Source organism: Micromonospora sp. DT178 (assembly GCF_049841695.1).
GTDB lineage: Bacteria > Actinomycetota > Actinomycetes > Mycobacteriales > Micromonosporaceae > Micromonospora.
Genome location: NZ_JBNCKV010000013.1, coordinates 88,647 through 105,898 on the forward strand (window position 1 = coordinate 88,647; position 17,252 = coordinate 105,898).

The 17,252-nt window shown below is 75.9% G+C and carries 9 protein-coding genes and 1 pseudogene; 2 read left to right on the plus strand and 8 right to left on the minus strand.

The window, feature by feature from the left end:
* Window positions 1–313: 313 nt before the first annotated feature.
* From ACLQ22_RS22590 to ACLQ22_RS22615, 6 genes are all read right to left on the minus strand, one after another.
* Window positions 314–2,227 (minus strand): hypothetical protein, encoded by a 1,914-nt coding sequence (locus ACLQ22_RS22590; RefSeq protein WP_425694072.1) that lies wholly within the window; start codon window positions 2,225–2,227, stop codon window positions 314–316.
* Window positions 2,224–5,916, minus strand: a complete 3,693-nt coding sequence (locus ACLQ22_RS22595; protein WP_425694073.1) for a vWA domain-containing protein — start codon at window positions 5,914–5,916, stop codon at window positions 2,224–2,226. The genes ACLQ22_RS22590 and ACLQ22_RS22595 overlap by 4 nt, the downstream gene beginning before the upstream one ends.
* A complete protein-coding gene (locus ACLQ22_RS22600; protein WP_366642378.1) occupies window positions 5,913–7,103 on the minus strand; it encodes an ATP-binding protein in 1,191 nt (396 codons plus the stop codon). Before ACLQ22_RS22600 ends, ACLQ22_RS22595 begins: the two co-directional genes overlap by 4 nt.
* Before the next feature lie 117 nt (window positions 7,104–7,220).
* Window positions 7,221–12,269, minus strand: coding sequence for a hypothetical protein (locus ACLQ22_RS22605; RefSeq protein WP_425694074.1), 5,049 nt, complete (start codon window positions 12,267–12,269; stop codon window positions 7,221–7,223).
* A 5-nt stretch (window positions 12,270–12,274) separates the two neighbouring features.
* Entirely contained in the window at window positions 12,275–13,132 is an 858-nt protein-coding gene (locus ACLQ22_RS22610) for a DUF4132 domain-containing protein (RefSeq protein WP_425694075.1), read from the minus strand.
* A gap of 359 nt (window positions 13,133–13,491) precedes the next feature.
* Window positions 13,492–13,941: a MarR family winged helix-turn-helix transcriptional regulator gene (locus ACLQ22_RS22615; protein ID WP_425694076.1), complete on the minus strand. Its 450-nt coding sequence runs from the start codon at window positions 13,939–13,941 to the stop codon at window positions 13,492–13,494.
* 80 nt (window positions 13,942–14,021) lie between these two features.
* On the opposite strand from ACLQ22_RS22615, the gene ACLQ22_RS22620 reads away from it, so the two are divergent.
* Window positions 14,022–14,432 (plus strand): nuclear transport factor 2 family protein, encoded by a 411-nt coding sequence (locus ACLQ22_RS22620; protein WP_425694077.1) that lies wholly within the window; start codon window positions 14,022–14,024, stop codon window positions 14,430–14,432.
* A 161-nt stretch (window positions 14,433–14,593) separates the two neighbouring features.
* Entirely contained in the window at window positions 14,594–15,316 is a 723-nt protein-coding gene (locus ACLQ22_RS22625; RefSeq protein ID WP_425694078.1) for a VOC family protein, read from the plus strand.
* Between the two features lie 92 nt (window positions 15,317–15,408).
* On the opposite strand, the pseudogene ACLQ22_RS22630 reads toward ACLQ22_RS22625, so the two are convergent.
* Both ACLQ22_RS22630 and ACLQ22_RS22635 read right to left on the minus strand, forming a co-directional pair.
* Window positions 15,409–16,742 (minus strand): annotated as a pseudogene (locus tag ACLQ22_RS22630) (GNAT family N-acetyltransferase).
* 212 nt (window positions 16,743–16,954) lie between these two features.
* Complete coding sequence (locus ACLQ22_RS22635; protein WP_425694079.1) at window positions 16,955–17,251, minus strand: hypothetical protein; 297 nt, start codon at window positions 17,249–17,251, stop codon at window positions 16,955–16,957.
* Between the last annotated feature and the right edge of the window lies 1 nt (window position 17,252).

Here is a 17,252-nt window from a genome sequence, read left to right on the forward strand (position 1 = left end):
CGCGGGCGGTGCCGTTGGTCGATGAGTCTGCGCGCGCCGTCTCAGCGGCGTCAAGATGCTAATACGAATTAGCAAAGCGGTCCGGCAATCGGTTTCGACAGCGGCGGAGCCACCTGAGCCCCACCGCGCCGGCCACGCCGACCTCGGGCCCGACCACCCCTCCGGCATCGCCTGCGTCGCTCACCGTCTGTCCTCGGGTGACAGCCGGCCATGACGTCCACCGGCGTCACGCCCATACGCCCTGTCGCCCGAGAACCGGCGCCCGCCCGGGAGGGGGCGGGCGCCGAGGCGCAGGTGGCCGGCGCCGGCAGAGTCAGCCGACAGGTGGGGTCGTCCAGGAGGACCGGATCAGCTCCCGTTCGGCGGCGGCGAGGTGGGCGGTGGCGGCGAGCCAGGCCCACGCGTACCGGTCCGGATCGGGATCGGTACGCCGGCCGAACACGTCCCGGCCGCGCCGGTCGGACTCGTCGGCCAACGCGGTGGTGAGCGCGGCGGCGGTGGTGAAGCCGGCGCGGCGCAGCGGGCCGGCCAGGCCGGTGCCGTCGCCGCGGGCCGCCTCGGCGACGGCGCGGCGACCGCCGGAGACGGCCAACTCCACCAGGCGGCGGACCCGCCACAGCGGGGACTCCGCAACCGCGTCGGCGCCGACGGCGAGAACCGGTTCGGTCGTCTCGGCCGGGTCGCGCGGCGGCAGGTGGCCGCCCTGGATCTCGTCGTAGCCGAGGTCCGCCCGGCCGTGCCAGTCCGCCGGCAGCCGCAACGTGGCGGCGACACCGGGCACCGGGCCGACCGCGAGCGGTCGCAGCGTGCTGGCCCGGTCCGGGTCCAGCCGACCGACCACCCGGACCCGCAGGCCGGGCCGGGAGGCGAGCCGCCGCAGGTTGGCCACGTGGGCCAGCATCGGGTGGGAGTCGACCGGCACCAGCCGGATCACCGGCCCGTCCGGCACCGGCGCACGCTCGCGTCCGGCGTCGGTGGCGGGGGCCAGCTCGCGGGCCAGCACCTGGTCACCGACGGCACCCACCACCATCAGGTCGCCGCCGAACAGCGCGGTCCCCGCCCGGGCCGGGTCCTCCGGGTCGTCGGTGGCGAGTTGCGCGGTCACCACCTCGGCGAGCGGGCGGGCGAACAGGTGCGCCAGCGGCCCGGTGGACCAGTCGGTGCCGGCGAGCGGGGTGGCCCGGACCCCCTTACCGGCACCGAGCCGGCCGTCCGGGGAGACGGTGGTGCCGGTGATCCGCAGGCCGCCACGGGCCAGCACCGCGTGGTTGACCGCGACCGCGCCCATCTCGGTGACCGCCCGGGCGCAGTCCCGCGCCCGGTCCGGACCGCCCGGTTTCACGTCGCCGAAGGACAGTTGGCGCCCGTCGGCGGCGACCAGGTGCGTGACCACCCCGGCGTACCCGGTCGCGCTGATCACCGGCTCCCGGCAGACGCCGTGCACCTCCAGGGTGCCGTCCGGCTGGTAGGCCCGCCGCAGGACGCCGACCAGCGCCGGGTCGGCATCGCCGGCGGCCAGCCGGCCGGCGACGTACAGCAGGTCGTGCAGCACCTCGACCAGCTCGGCCAACCGGTGGCCGTTCTGCCGTCCCCGCTGCGCGCGCAGTCCACGCACCGTGCGCAGCGCGGCGCTCTCGGCCCGCGGCAGGCCGGCCAGCCGGGCGCCGTGGGCGGCCCGCAGCAGTTCGGCCTGGGGCACCGCCCCGGCCGCCGGCACGCCGGCCGCGAGCACCGCGGCGGCCGCCCGCCACAGCGCGCCGGCAGCGGCCCGTTGCGCCTTCGTTGGTGCCGCACCACCGGCCGCGCCAGCCGATTTCCTGGTACGCCCGGTGCGGCCGGTCCCTTCGTCGGCGCGGCCCGGCGTCGACGACGCCGCGGCGGTGGACGCCGGATCGGGGTGGGTGGCCGGGTCGGCGACCGGGCAGGCGAGAAGGACGGCGGCGCGATGCAGGCAGCGGGGCGCCAGCAGGCAGCTGCACCGCGCCTGGTGCGGGTCGGTGACCGCGCCGGTCGCTCCGGGCGTCAGGGTGACCAGCGACTCCGGGCCGCAGTCGACCGACACGCCCCCGTCGACCGGGCCGACCGGTGCGCCGGCCAGCCGTTCGACGGCGGCGTCCAGCCGCTTGTGCAGCCGGGGTGGCAGGGCCGCCACCGCTGCGGCGGCGACCGCCGGCAGCACCGGCGGCAACCGGTCGGTGTCCACGGCAGTGGCTGTGCGGTCCGTCAACGTGATCCTCCGCGGATGCGGTCGCCCACCCAGCGGGCGAGTTCGAGCGGGCTGAGAGCGGCGACCGGCATCCCGGCCGCGACGAGCTGCTCGGCGACCGGCACCGAGTAGCAGGGCGCTCCCCTGTCGTTCAGCGCGGCGCAGCCGAGCAGGTGCACGCCCGAACCGACCAGCGTGCGGACCTCACCGAGCAGCCCGGCCAGCGGATAACCCTCCTCGAAGTCGCTGACCACCGCGACGATCGTGCGGCTCGGCACGGTCACCAGCGAGCGGGCGGCGGCCAGCCCGGCGGCGATGTGCGTACCGCCGCCGACGCGCACCTCCAGCAGCAGCGACAGCGGATCGTCGACCCGGTCGGTCAGGTCGACCACCTCGGTGGAGAAGGCGAGGAAGTGGGTGGACAGGGTGGGCACCCCGGCCAGCACGGCGGCGGTCAACGCCGACCACACCACCGACGCCTCCATCGAGCCGGACACGTCGACCACCAGCACCAGCCGCCAGTCGGCCTCCTTGCGGGTGCGGCTGTTGAAGACCGGGCGTTGCGGCACCACCACCGTCCGGCCGTCGCCGAGGCGCTGGGTGTGCGCCAGGTTGGCCCGCAGCGTACGGGCGAGGTTGATCCGGCCACCGGGACGGCTGGTCGGCCGCGGGTTGGTCAGCCCGGTCAGCGCCGGACGCACCTGGGTGGCCAGCTGCCTGGTCAGCTCCTCGACCAGCCGCCGCACGAGGGGCCGCAGCTTGGCCAGCTGCCCCTCGGGCAGGCCGCCGGCCAGCGACAGCACCGAGGTCAGCAGCTCCATCGATGGGCGTACCGCGGCCGGGTCGAGTTCGGTGAGCACGTCGGTACGGCCGTTCTCGGCCGCCCGGGCGATGACCTCCTCGCGTACGGCGGTGCCGAACAGCGCCTCGAGTTCGTCGGCCCACTCGCGGGCCGTCGGGAAGGAGGCTTCCTGGCCGCCGCCGGCCGCCTGCCCGAGGTCGGTGGCGCCCTCGCCCTGACCCGCCCCGTACAGCTCGTCCAGGGCGCGGGCGTAGCGGCGGGCGTCGGCCGGCAACCGGTCGGGTTGGCGGCCCAGCAGCAGCCGCCACCGGTCGGTGGCGGTGAGCCGGGCGTCCGGCGTGCCCGGCCCGGGCGTCGCGCCGGCATCGGCGTCGGCGTCGCCGGGGCCGGTCGGCGTGCCCGCAACGGGGATGCGGCGGGCGAGCAGGGCGGCCCGGCCGGCCGCGTCGGCGGCGGCCCAGCGGGCCAGCAGCTCCGGCGGGGCGGACAGGCTCAGGTCGAGCCGGTCGCCCAGCCGCTCGGTGACGGTGTCCAGCAGCCGGCCCCGGGCCGCCGGGGTGAGCACGTCGAACCCGCCGCGCAGCGCGGGCAGCCGGTCCAGGAAGTCGGCGTCGGGGAGCCGCTCGATCCGCTCCAGCAGCGGGTCCAGGGCGGCCGGGGCGGACTGCAACAGCGGGTGCGCCCCGGTGAGCAGGCCGCCGAGCAGCCGGTGCAGGTGCCGTCGCGTGTCCGGTCCGGTCGCCGCGTCGATCCAGCCGGCCACCCGGGTGCCCAAAGTCTCCAGGTCGGTCAGGTCGAGCAGCACCCGGGCGGCCAGGGCGGCGCCCTGGATCAGCGGCGAACCGGTGCGGGCCAGGTGGTCGAGAGCCTCGTCCAGGCGCAGCCCGATGCGGTCCTCGCCGGCGCGGACCGCGAGGTCGACCAGCGCGGCGGCGTCCGCCGGGGTGTCGCTGCCGGCCAGGCCGGGCAGCCCGCGCACCGCCGCGTCCAGCAGCACGACGGCCAGCTCGGCCGCCCGGGCCCGGCCGTCGGGGGTCGTGCCGGGCAGGTGCTCGCGGCGCAACGCCTCCAGCAGGTCCAGTGCGGCCAGCAGCTCGGGCAGCGTGCCGGTGCCCGGCAGCACCGTGGCGGCCAGCTCGAGCCGGTCGGTGACCAGCTCCGGCAGGTCGCACCGGGCGGCGTCGCGGAGCCCGGTGAGCAGCTGCGCGGCGGTGGGACCGCCGTCGGCGGCCTCTCGGCGGAACCGCTCCCGCAGGGTGCCGGCCGCGGCCAGCGCCGCGGTCACCCCGCGTACGCCGACCAGGTCCAGCCGGGCCGCCACGGACGGCGTCCAGGCCAGCTGCCAGCGGGTGGTCAGGGCGGCGCCGTCGCCGGTGCCGGACACCGCGATCGGCTCGCCGTAGCCGACGCCGCAGACCTGGAGGCGTTGCAGCAGGATCTCCCGCCGCCCGTCCAGCTCGGTGCGCAGCGGGTCCAGGCGCACCTCGCGGGCCTTCGGGCTGTCCGGGTGGGGCAGCCGCAGCGTGGTGAGTTCCGCCTCGACCGCCGGGCCGAGCCCGGAGCGCGGCGTGCCGGGGGCGATGCGGCCCCGTTCGGCGCCGACCAGCACGCTCTCCAGGGCCTTGGCCAGCGCCCGGCCGCGGCCGAGCAGTTCGCCCTGGCCGAGCACGGTGGTCACCGCCTCCAGCACCTCGCCCCGGCCGGGGGCGGGCAGGTCCCGCAGCCGGGCCAGGTCGTCGGCGAGCCGTACCGTCTCGGTGGCCTCACCGGTGCCGGCGGTGTGGCCGGCGGCGCGGAGTTCCCGGCACAGGTCGGTGACCGCCCGGGCCGCGGCGGCCCGGATCCGTTCCGGGTCGCCGGCGGCGGTGAAGACGGACTGCTGCCAGCGCGGGTCGCGGATCCCGGCCGGGTAGCCGGACCGGGAGTCGAGCAGGTCGAACGCGTACGGCACCAGCGAGGTGACCGCCGTGCCGCCGCCGTCGGTGGCGGCCGGTCGGGGCGGGGTCGTCACGGAGCGGACGGGATCGGCCGCGGCGGTGCCGGGCCGGGCGGACGCGACGGCGACCTCGGCGGCCGACGGGGTGGTGACCAGGGCCGGGGCGTGGAAGGCGCCGATGACGGCGGCGACCCGCCGGCCGTCGACGCCGGCCTCGGCCAGCACCCGGCGCATGTGCCGCTCGCGGGCCAGGTCCCGGGCCGGCACGCCGTCGCGGTTGGCGCTGTCGGTACGCATCGCCCAGCCGACGCCGAGCGCGGCCCGGCGGACCGCCTCCGGCGGGCAGCCCGGGGCGCGCACCTCGACCACCCGGTCCCACAGGTCGTCGCCGTCCCGACCGGTGCCGCTGGCGCTGAGCGCGGCGGCATAGGACCGGCGCAGGCCGGGCACCGGCTCCCCCGCGTCCGGTGCGGGCTCGCCACCGGCGGCCGGCTCGGCGCCGGCAGTCGGGTCGGGGTCGGTGGCCGGGTCGGTGGGGCCGGCGGTCCAGTCGGGATCGGCCAGCGGCAGGTCGCAGCAGACCACCTCCACGCCGCGCTGGCGGGCCCAGCGGATCGCGGCCAGCTCCGGGGAGAAGTCGGCGAACGGGTAGAAGCCCATCGGCCCGTCCGCGCCGTGGCTGCCGACCAGGGCCAGCGGGGCCCGGGCGGCCGGATCGGACAGGTACGGCAGCCAGCGCTGGAAGTCGGCCGGCAACTCGATGCAGACCACCTCGGCCCCGGCGGCGTCCAGCAGCGCCGGGACGGCCGCCGCCAGCGCCGGGCTGTGATGCCGCACCCCGATCAGGTACGGCCGCACCGAACCGGCGAGCGCGTCGACCACGGCACGCGGATCGGCCGACGTCGCGTCGGCTCCCACCGGGGCGGCGGTCGCCGGGGCCGCACCGGTCGGTGGGCTGGAGAGGGTCGTCACCGCAGGTTCTCCCGCAGGTCCCAGAGCCGGCGCCACATCGCCGAGCCGTCCTCGGCGCGGCGACGGACCGGGCCGTCCCAGTAGCCGAGCAGGCGGGCGTGGTCGTTCTGGTCGTCCTTGCGGACCACGCCGAGCAGGTGCCCGGGCACCAGGTCGAGCGCGTCCCCGCCGGGCAGGTACGCGGCCGCCAGGCCAAGCGACACCGCCACCTGCACCGCCTCGGCGGTGGACATGACCGTGCCGGGCCGCTCCACGTCCCAGCCCTCGCCCGACCGGCCGGACCGCAGGTCGCGGAACACGGTGACCAGGGCGTCCAGCACCGCGTCGTCCACCGTGTACGCCGCGCCGGCGCGCTGCACGGCGGCGGTGGCCTGCTGGCGGACCAGGTCGGTCTCGACGTCCGCGTCCGAGATCGGGTGGATGGTCTCGAAGTTGAACCGGCGCTTGAGGGCCGAGGACATCTCCGACACGCCCCGGTCCCGCAGGTTGGCGGTGGCGATCACGGTGAACCCGGGCACGGCGCGGATCAGCCCGTCCTCCGTGCCGGACAGCTCCGGCACGTTCATCCGCCGGTCGGACAGGATGGACACCAGCGCGTCCTGCACCTCGGGCAGGCAGCGGGTGACCTCCTCGATGCGCACCACCCGGCCGGTGCGCATGGCGGTCAGCACCGGCGAGTCGACCAGCGCCTGCGGGGTCGGGCCCTGGGCGAGCAGCAGGGCGTAGTTCCAGCCGTACCGGAAGGCGTCCTCGGTGGTGCCGGCGGTGCCCTGCACGGTCAGCGCGCTGGTGCCGCAGACGGCGGCGGCCAGCAGCTCGGAGAGCATGGACTTGGCGGTGCCGGGCTCGCCGACCAGCAGCAGGCCCCGCTCGCCGGCCAGGGTGACCACGCACCGCTCGACCAGGCTCCGCTCGCCGACGAACTTCGCCGGGATGGTCATGCTGGCCGGCAGCTCGGTGCCGTCCGGGCCGGTGCGCCGGTCGGCGGGCAGTTTCAACGCCTCGCCGTCGCTGCCCTGGATGAAGGTGACCACGGCGCGCGGGGTCAGCGCCCAGCCCGGCGGCCGGGCCCCGTCGTCGTACGCGGCCAGGAAGGCCAGCTCGTCGGCGTACCGCTGCTCGGCGGAGAGGACCTGGGCGGCGGTCTCCGGCGCCACGGTGGGGCGGACGTGTTCCGTCACGGTCACGGGCGTTCCTCGATCTCTCTGGTTCGGATGGGGTGGGTCGGGACAGGGGTCGGCGGCCCGGTGGTGCCGCGACGGCCGGGCAGGTCGTCGTGGCACCACCGCCGCGTCAGGGGTGGGTCAGCGGCGGGTGGGCAGGTTGTCGAAGCGGGGCCGGTCGCCGTCGCGCAGGCGTTGCCAGGCCCGCCGGTGCAGCTCGGCGGCCGGTTCGAACGGAACGGTCACGCCGAGCGCGGCCGTACCGTCGGGTGCGAGGTCGAACAGGGTCACCTTCCAGCCCTCGATCGGTGCCTGCCCGCTGCCGCGTTCCAGCCAGGGGCCGGGCAGGAACAGCGACCGGCCGGCCCGCGACCGGCTGGCCTCGACGACCAGGTCGGTGCCGGCCAGTTCGGCGCGGGCCGCCTTCAGCCGGGCCGGCCTCCAGGCGGTCCACTTCGCCGTGTTGCGGTCGGTCGGGTCCGGCATGGCGAGCAGCATCAGGTACACCGCCGCCGCGTCGGCGCCCAGGCCGTGTGCCCCGGCCACCTCGGCGACCAGGTCCGGCACCGACCGGGTCGGATCCTGCGGCCACCAGGTGCCGTCCGCCGCCCGCGCGCCGCCGCCCGGCTCCCCCGGATCGCCGAGCAGCGCCGCGAAGCGTGGGTCGCGGACCAGGCGCAGCGCCACCTCGATCGGGTACGGCTTGGCGGCGTCGCCGCGCAGCGCCGGCAGGTACGGGTCCGACCCGTCGGCGTCGAGCAGGTCCGGCCGCAGCGCGGGCGACGGCTGGCCGTCGTGGGTGGACAGCACGATGGCGCCGTACCGTTCCCAGCCGGGGCCGGTCTCCGACGGGGTGCCCGCCACCTGCCGGAACGCGGGCAGGGAGACGTACTGGTCGAGGTCGAGCAGCAGGCCGGGGTTGGCCAGCCGGTCCCGGATCGCGGCCAGCGCGGCGGGCAGCGCGGCCCGGCACGGGTCGCCGGCCGGCGTGTGGTGGGCCACCCACGCCGCCAGGGCGACCGTGGAGCGCAGCACGTGACCGGTGAAGCCGGCCGCGCGGCCGTCGACCGGCCGGACCCGGTCGCCCCTGATCTCGAAGGCCAGGTCGGTGCTCAGCTCGGCCGAACGGGCCGGGTCGAGCAGCGCCGGCAACGCCTTGGCCGGCTCCCAGCCGGTGCGGACCGTGCGCGTCGCCTCGGCGAGCAACTGTTCGGGCACCACCACCCGGCGTCCCAGGGCGGCGTTCCACACCGCCGCGGCGGCGGCCACGTCGGGGCCGTCGGTCCACAGCCGGGCCGGGTCCGCCGGCAGCAGCGCCGAGACCACGGCCCGCCGCAACCCCGGCCTGGCCTCCCTCAGCACCCCGAAGGCCAGCTTGACCTCCCCGACCTGCCTGATCCCGAGCGCCTTGCGCAGCTCGGTCGGCACGGTGTTCGCCGAGTCCACGTACGGGAGGCCGGCCAGCACCAGCTTCGCGGCGGTGGGGGTGACGCCGGTCAGCTCGGCGAACTGCTCGGCCGCCTCCGGCCGCCAGGGCAGCGGGCCGCGCGCGGCCGCCTCGGTGAGGAAGCCGGCCAGCCAACCGGCCGGCCGTTCGTCACCGACCGGCTCCGAGGACTGCGCCGTGTAGGGCTCGGGCACGGCGAACACGCCGGCCGGGTCGTGGTGCAACGCGTCGAAGAAGTAGCCGGTGGCCGTGCCCCTGGAGTTGAGGACGGCGAGGAACGCCCCGTCGGGCAACGGCAGGATGCCCGGCCTCGGGTAGCGGCGCGAGCCGTCGGGGTTCTTCAGGTCGTCGTCGCGAAGGTGCAGCCTGCACCGGCGCCAGCGCCCCGGCGCGGCCGCCGCGCCCAGGTCGAGCCGGTCCAGCGCCGCGAGCAGGGCGCGCAGCGTCTCCCGGTCCTCGTCCGGGGTGACCGCCGCGACGGCCCGGTAGGCGACGGCGGCCACCCCGCCGAGCAGGGACCACCAGTCCAGCGCGGACGGCAGCGACGGCCCGTCGAGGTGCAGGCGTACGGCGGAGGCGGACCCGCCGGTGGTGGACCACTGGGTGGTGAACGCCTGGAACTGGGTGAAGGCGTGGGTCGCGGTGCCCGCCCCATGGGCCGAGCCACGCAGGCCGTCCAGCGCCGCGTTGAGCTGCCGGTCGGTGGGTCCGGCCACGGTGACCGCCGGCGCCACCGCCGCCGGGGCGGACAACGACCTGGTGAGCCGCTCGGTCACCGCGTCCAGGTCGGTGCGCACCCGGGCGGCCAGCCGCAGCACCCCGGCCACCCCCGTCAGCACGGCGTCGTGGCTGACGGCCGGCAGCGTCGAGCGGACCAGCTCGACCAGCGCGTCCGTGTCGTCCTCGTCGGCGGTCGCGCCGGTGGTGGCGGGCCCGGAGCCGGCGCCGACCATGGCCGCCGGAACCGCGACGGGAAGGCCGGTGACGGCCTGCGTGGCCGCGGTCAACCCGGATCGCGCCGCCGCGCGGGCCGCAGCCCGCGCGGCCTCCTCGGCCAGGGCGGCGCGGCGCTCGTCGAGGGCGGCCTTCAGCAGCGCGGCGGCGGTCTCCCGGTCCATCCGGCGCAGGGCGGTGGAGCCGGCCGGGTCGCGGGGCAGCATGTTGCCGAGGAACTGCCGTGCCGGCAGCGGGACCGCGTCGGGGCTGTAGTCCCGGCTGGACGGCGGCCCGGCGGCGGCCGACACCATCCCGTCCGGGTCGACCAGGACGGGACCGTTGAGCACGGCCCGCGGCCGGTCGTCGCCGGGCAGCACCAGCGCCGCGATCGGTTCCTGGCCGGCGGCCACGGTGACGGTACGACCGGCCAGGTCCTCACCGCGTACCGAGCCGTCCGGCAGCGTGACCACCCGCCAGCCGAGCAGCCCGTCCACCGGCACGGCGGCCGGGGTGGCCCGCTCGGACAGGGCCGGCCGCAGCCAGCTGGCCGACTCCCGGAGGTGGCTTCCGTCGACCGGAAGGTCGGCCAGGAACCGGGGCAGGCCGCGCCGGCCGTGGGTGTTGGCGACCGGGTCGTACTCGCGCCAGCCGTAGGCGTCGTCCTCCTCGCTGTGCCGGTACACCCAGTGCGAGGTGCCGTCGGTGATGACGGGCAGCTCGGACGGGACGGCCGTGTCACCGGCGTGCAGCACGCCGTCGCCGGTGGTCCGCCCGCCGCCGGCCAGCGGCAGGGTGATCTGCTTCCCGCGCGGCTGCTTGCCGTGGTGGCGGCCCTGGATGAGCTGCGGTTCGCCGGGCGACGAGTGCCAGTAGCCTCGCAGGTCGTAGTCGAGCGCCTTGGAACGCCAGTAGACAAGCAGTTGACCGTCGACGAAGTGGTAGCCGGGCTGACCCCACATGTCGCCGGCCGGGATGCGCAGGTCGTGGCGGAGCACGATGCCCTCGGCGCCGATCACGCGCACCGTGGTCGGCCCGCCCAGGATCACGTACGGCCAGGCTTCCTGCCGGATCACCTCCACCCGGCGGTCGCCGCCGGTCACCTCCTGCCAGGCCAGCTCCCAGTCCGGCCAGCCCAGCTCGTCGAGGATCCCGCCGCGCAGGCTGCGGGCGACGCGCTCGGCGAGGTCGACGCCGAGGGCCTGCCCGAGGTCGCCGCCCTGTCCGGGCTCACCGGTTCCGTCGAGCTCGTCGGACACCAGGCGCAGCGCCTCGACCGGGAGCCTGCCCAGCCAGTCCACCGACGCCGGCAGGTACGGCAGGCCGGCGGCGAACCGGTCGCGGATGCGGGCCCGCAGCCAGTCGATCAGCATCGGCCGGATGCCCGGCGTCTCGACCATCCGGCGCAGGGCGCTCTGCTGGTCGTCGAGCTGGTCGAGGCCCCGGCGCAGGGCAGCGGTGAACCGGTCGTCGCCGGCGACGGCGAGCAGGTCGCGCTCTCCCCCACGCGTGGCCCAGTTCGCCAGGTCCAGGGCCTCGTGCTCCTTCGGCGCGGCCACCGGCAGGTCGAGGGCGAGCAGCAGGTCGAGCAGTTCCAGGTCCCCGTCGGCCCCGAGAGTCTCGCCGCTGTCGGCCAGTTCGGCGCGCAGCCGGTCGGCCATCCGCTCGACGAGCGGGTACAGCTGCGGCAGCCGACGGCGTTGGTGGCCGGAGTTGACCCGGCTCACGAAGCGGCGCAGCCAGCCGACGGAGCCGTCCTGCGGGCGGGCCGGGTCCGGCACGTCCGGGTCGGACAGCCCGGCGAACGCACCGGTGTCGGTCAGCAGGGCCAGCCAGGTGACCAGGTCGTCCCGGTCGGCGGGCATCAGGTCGAGCAGGCTGCCGCGGATCGCCGGGTCGCGGCCGGCCAGCGCCGTCACCGCCGGCAGGTGCGCCTTCCACCAGCCGGCCGGCGCCTCGGCGGCCACCGGCAACCGGAGCAGCTCGGTCAGGTAGGCCGCCTCACACTCGGCGACGGCGGCGGCCCCGGCCTTGCCGGCGGCCTTGGTGGCGGCCCGGACCAGCCGGTTCACCACGGCGGCCGACTGGGTGGACGGGACCACGCCGGCGGTCGCGGCCCGCAGTGCCAGCCGGCAGAACCGCTCCAGCGCCTCGTCGGCCGGCAACTGGGCGGACAGCTCCTTGGCGTAGCCGGCCAACGCGGTCGCGGACACCACCTTGGCCGAGGCGAACTCCACGTACACCTCGTCCAGCCGGTCCAGGTCGACCGGCAGGCCGTGCTGCGCCTCCGCCTTGCGCGCCTTGTTGAACAGCTGCGTCGCGTACGCGTCCTGCCCGGCGGCCAGGAACACCCGCGCCGCCTGCTCGAAGAACGTCGGCAGGAGGTGCGGCAGCGTACGGGCGAGCCGGTCGGCGATGCTCTGGTGCCCGTCCAGGGCGGCCTTCGGCCGCGACCGCACCTGCTTGGCCAGCTTCTGCAGCTCCGGCACCACCGCCAACGCGTGCCGGCCGTCCGCCGGGTGGTGCACCAGCACCCACTCGGGGAAGGCCAACGGTCGGCGGGGACCCAGCCCGACGACGACCGGCTCGGCGCCGGGAGACAGGCCGAGGAACCCGACGGCGATGTCCTCGCCCTCGCCCAGGGCGGCGTCGACCAGGCGGACCACCGGCCGGTCGTCGAGGGCCGGGTGCCGGTAGGTGCGGGCGGTGAGGGGCACCGCCCGGTCACCGGCCCCGGCGGTGTCGGCCGGCAGCACCGCGCCGGCGGTCAGCAGGTTCTCGACCGCGCCGTCGTCAGCCGTCGTCGTCATCCCGGTCACGCCTTCTTCCCCGTTCCGGTCACGGCGCCGGACAGGGCCGTCGCCATCCGCATTCCTTCCGACCAGGCCACCGGCCCGACCTCGGTCAACCGCAACGTCGGCCCGTCCACCACCGACCAGGAGAGGTTGCCCAGGGTCGCCTCCGAGTCCCAGTAGTCCTCGTCGAACCGCATGGCGGCCTCGACCGTGCGGCCGGCCTCCCAGACCCGGCACTTGACCTGCGACCCGGAGACCCGGAAGCCGAGCGTGGCGGCCCGGGCGGCGAGCCGGTTCGGCACGGTGGCGCCGCGGAAGTCGGTGATGGTCGTGTCGCGCTGTTTCAGGTCGTCGGGTCTGCCCCAGGTGCCCCGGTGCAGTTGCTCGATCCGCTGGGTGACGTCCAATTCGTCGGCGAACTCGCGCAGGTCGGCCAGCTCGGGCAGGCGCACCGGGTGGGGCAGCGTGGCGCTGACCGGCGAGAGCCGGACGGTCTCCCCGTCGAGGTTGACCACGCGCAGGTCGCCGGTGTCGGTGACGTCGCGCAGGAAGCCCGGCTCGGCCGGGTCGTCCCCGAGCACCACGAGGTCGCGCAACGCGTCCTGCCAGGCCGGATCCGGCCAGACCCGGGCCAGCAGCCCGGTCGGCACCGGCAGCGAGGACACCACCCAGGCGTCGACCCGGGCCAGGCATTCCGCGGCGTGCCGGTCCAGCCACTGGGCGAGCTGGCGCAGCCGGTCGACCTCGGGGTCGTCCCGCAGCGCCTTCGGCAGAGTCTTCAGCGGACGGCCGCCGGCCCGCGGGCCGATGGACCGGGCCGCCACCTTTCCGTCCACGAGAGAGATCTCGTACGAGTCCCCCACCGGTAGCCAGCCCATCAGGAATACCCTCCGCAGTGGCAGAACAGCCAGATTTCGTGAGGAATCGGCCGTGATCGACAACGAGGGCACGCTAACAGTAGTGACCGACACGACAGCGACCCATCGGCCGGTCAGCCGAACCGGGGTCGGCGGTACGAGAGGACGCGATCCGCGAAAGTCGCAGGTCCGGCCGGTCCGAACGCGCCGCGGACGGTCGCTCGTGGTCCCGCGGGAGACAAGTCGATGATCTAGGTCACACCGGGGCCGTCGGCGGCCACAGTCGGCCCCGACATGGTGGTGGGCATGGCGGTGCGGGTCCAGCAGCGGCGGACCGACGACGTCGGGCCGGGCGGCGGTGCAGCTCTACGGGCGGCTGATCACGATGTCGGTGCGCCGCCGTGGTGGTCGAGCACCTTGCCGAGCAACGCGACCAGGGCCTGCCGTTCGGTGGCCGACAGCGGGGCGAGCAACTCGTCCTGCACGTCGTCGAGCGCGCGGTCAAGCCGCCGGAGCTGCCGGACGCCCGCCTCGGTGATGGTGACGATGTTGCGTCGGCGGTCCGCCGGGTCGGCGCTGCGCCCGACGAAGCCCTCCCCCTCCAGCTCGGTCACGGCCGCGACGACGTCGCTGCGGTCCATGCGGCAGCGCCGCCCCAACTCCGCCTGGCTCGCGGGGCCGAACTCCCGCAACGCGGCGAGCACCCGGTAGTGGTAGCCCCGCGCGCCGGCGGCGGCGAACCCCTGGGAGACGAACCGCCTCGCGTGCACGGCCGTCTGAGTGATGAGCCAGCTCGCCTTCGTGGCGAGACGGTCCGGTGTCGGTTCCACGGGTGACCATGCTAACAGGACGTTGGCGGCGCCAACGATCTGCCATACCGTTGGCCGCACCAACGATACGGAGGATCAAGATGTCACACGTGACCGACCGCGCCGAGATCGCCGAACTGGTCGCCAGGCTCGCGCGGGCACTGGACGAGCGGCGCTTCGAGGACCTGCGGGCCGTCTACACCCCGGACGCCGAGACCAGCAGCCCGCGCGGGGCCCTGCGCGGCATCGACGAGATCGTCGACGTCGTACGGCGGACCAGCCCGGAGGAGGAGTTGACCCAGCACTTCAACACCGACGTGGTGGTGGATCTCGACGGCGACCACGCCGAGGTCGGCACCCATCAGCTCGTGTACTTCTTCCACCGGGGCGAGGCGCCGCACCGGACCGCCGGCGTCGAGGCCCGCTACACCGCCGCACGCACGCCGACCGGCTGGCGATTCGCGCGGGCCCGGATCTCCCCGCTCTGGCAGCAGGTCCCGTCGCCCTCCTGAACTCGGCGCCATCCGCCGACAGCGGCGAGGTGACCGGCGGGACCGGCGGCGTCGAATACTCGGCTGCGGACGCCGCCGGCCCGCCCTTAGGCTCCCGACCTACGCGCCGGCAAGGCGTCCTGTCGACAGCGGTCACACCGCCGATCGGAGATGCGCAGAATATGACGTGCCACCTGTTCGCGCTCAGCTTCGATGCGCACCAACCTCCGCGTCTCGCCCGGTTCTGGTCCGGGGTCCTGGGCTGGGACATGGCCGACGCTCCACCCGACGGTGTCGCGCTGCTGCCCAGTGACGACACCGGGTTCCGACTCCGCTTCCTTCCGACCGAGCGGTCGAAGGGCGGCCCGAACCCGATGCACTTCGACCTGACGAGCGCATCCCTTGAGGACCAGCAGCAGACGGTGACCAGGGCGCTGGAACTAGGCGCACGGCACATCGACGTCGGCCAGCGCCCCGAAGAGGGTCACGTGGTGCTCGCCGACCCCGAAGGCAACGAGTTCTGCGTCATCGAGCCGGGCAACAACTTCCTCGCCGACTGCGGATTCGTCGGGGCGCTGGCCTGCGACGGCTCGCAGGAGGTCGGGTACTTCTGGAGCGAAGCGCTGGGCTGGCCGCTGGTCTGGGACCAGGACCAGGAGACCGCGATCCGCTCACCGCTGGGCGGCCCGAAGATCACGTGGGGTGGCCCACCGCTGAATCCGAAGACCGGCAAGCAACGCCTGCACTTCGACCTCGCCCCGCCTGCTGACGGCGATCAGCAAACGGAGGTCGACCGGCTGCTCTCCCTGGGGGCCACCCGGATCGACATCGGTCAGGGCGAGGTCGGCTGGGTGGTCATGGCCGACCCGGACGGCAACGAGTTCTGCGTGTTGCCGCCCCGGTAGCCACGCCGGTCCCGACGGCGCGGGCCTCCGGAAGGTCGGCGGCAGGTGTCAGCACAGCCGCGACCTCCGGTACGGCGGCGACCGCACCCTGCTCAGTTGCGGGGCCAGACGCGGACCGGCACCCGGGGGAACGCCACCGTCAGGAAGTGCTCGGTGAGGCGGTCCCGCAGCAGGCAGTCCGGCCAGGCGTCCAGCACCTCGGGCAGGGTGCGGTTGCCGAGGGCGAGCTGGAGCAGAGCGCCCGGCGGGACGGCGGCGTGGGTCGCCGGGTCGGTGGCCGGGCCGACCGTGCCGCGCACTGCCGTCACCGCCGTCAGCTCGCCGTCGATGAACATCAGCCGGGCGGCGCGGCCGTACATGTCGATGGTCAGCGTCGCCTCACGCCACCGCAGGTCGGCCGCGCGCCAACGGGCCCGCAGCAGCGGCACCAGCCGTGCGAGGAGTTCTACCGGATCGCCGGTGCGGACGTACCAGCCTCTGGGCCGCCTCGGTACGCCCGGCGGGCCGAGGCGCGCCAGCGGGTGCCCGTGGTCGAGCGCGGGGCAGACCGCGACGAACGGCTGACCCGCCGCCGCCTCGTACCCTCGACCGATCCGGGCCAGGTACGCGTGCATGGCTACGGCGGCCCGCGGCCAGTCGGCGGTACGCGCACAGGCCGCCGCGAACACGGCCAGCTCGCCGGCGGCGTTGAGCCGGGCACCGTGCACCAGGTATCCACGGACCTCGGCGCCTCGGACCAGGACGGCGACGACGCGCCGGGCGAGGTCCGCCTGACGGCGTCCGGCGATCTCGTACCGCCACACCCCCGCGTCCCTCGGCAGACCAGGGCGTCACCGTCAGCCAGCCGCCGGTCGATGTCGGCTAGGGCACCCGCGTCCGCGGCGGTCGCCGAGCGCAGCGTCAGGCCGTCGGAGGGGTCGCCCGGCCGGTCCTGACCGGTGGCCGGCAGTGCGGCGGCGGGCACCGCCGGCGCGCCGCCGCTGGCGAGGGCGTAGTCGTAGCCGAGCCGCCGGTAGAAGTAGGGGATCCCCTCGATGACCTGGACGGGCACGCCGCGGGACGCGTACCGCTCGTGCAGCGCGGCGAACAGCCGCTCGGTGAGCCGGTTCCCGCGGTGCTCCGGCGCCGTACCGACCAGCTCGACCTGGGCCACCGGCAGGCGTACCCCGGCCACGCTCCAGTCCTGCCGGAGTCCCACGAGGCTCGCCACCGGGCGGCCGGTCGCCAGGTCCACGGCGACCAGGAAGTCGTCGGGCACGACCGAGGGATGGCCGGTCAGCAGGCTCTCGACCCAGGCGGCGATGCCGGGGTGCGGCTTTCCGCCGGTCACCCACTGCAGCTGGACCAACGCGTGCAGGGCGGCGAGTTCGGGTGCGTCGGAGGGGCGGCCGGCCCGGATCACGTAACCGTCGCTCTGCCTTGTCATGCCTTACTTTCGCACAGGAACCTCCGTCGGTGGCGTGCCGAAGCGGGCTGCGCCGGAACCACCCGCGGCGCCGACCCGATCGGGTCGGCGCCGCGGTGGCGTTCGGTGCCCAGGCTCGGCGCACAGCCGGGATCGGCGTGGTCAGCGGATCCCGGCCGTCGCTCTGCGACGGGACGGCAGCGCGCGGCGGCCGCCCCTGCGGAGGTGCCGGTTCAGCAGGTGGTGTTGCCGGCCGGGACCCAACCGTCCACGGACGGGTTCTCAGCGCCGTGGCCGTAGATCCAGACGTCGTCGTCGACGGCCGAGACCTGACCGTGCCAGCGGAACCCGCGCCCGGCAGTCAGGGTGAGCAGCACGTGTCCGTGCGGCTCGGCGCGCAGCCAGGTGTTCTGCCGGAGGTTGCAGACGATGCCCCACGCGTCGCTCGCCGAGGCCGGCGCGGCTACCACGGCCGTACCGGAGAAGACGACGGTCGCGACCGTCAGGGCGTGTAGAAGGCGGCGTTTCACT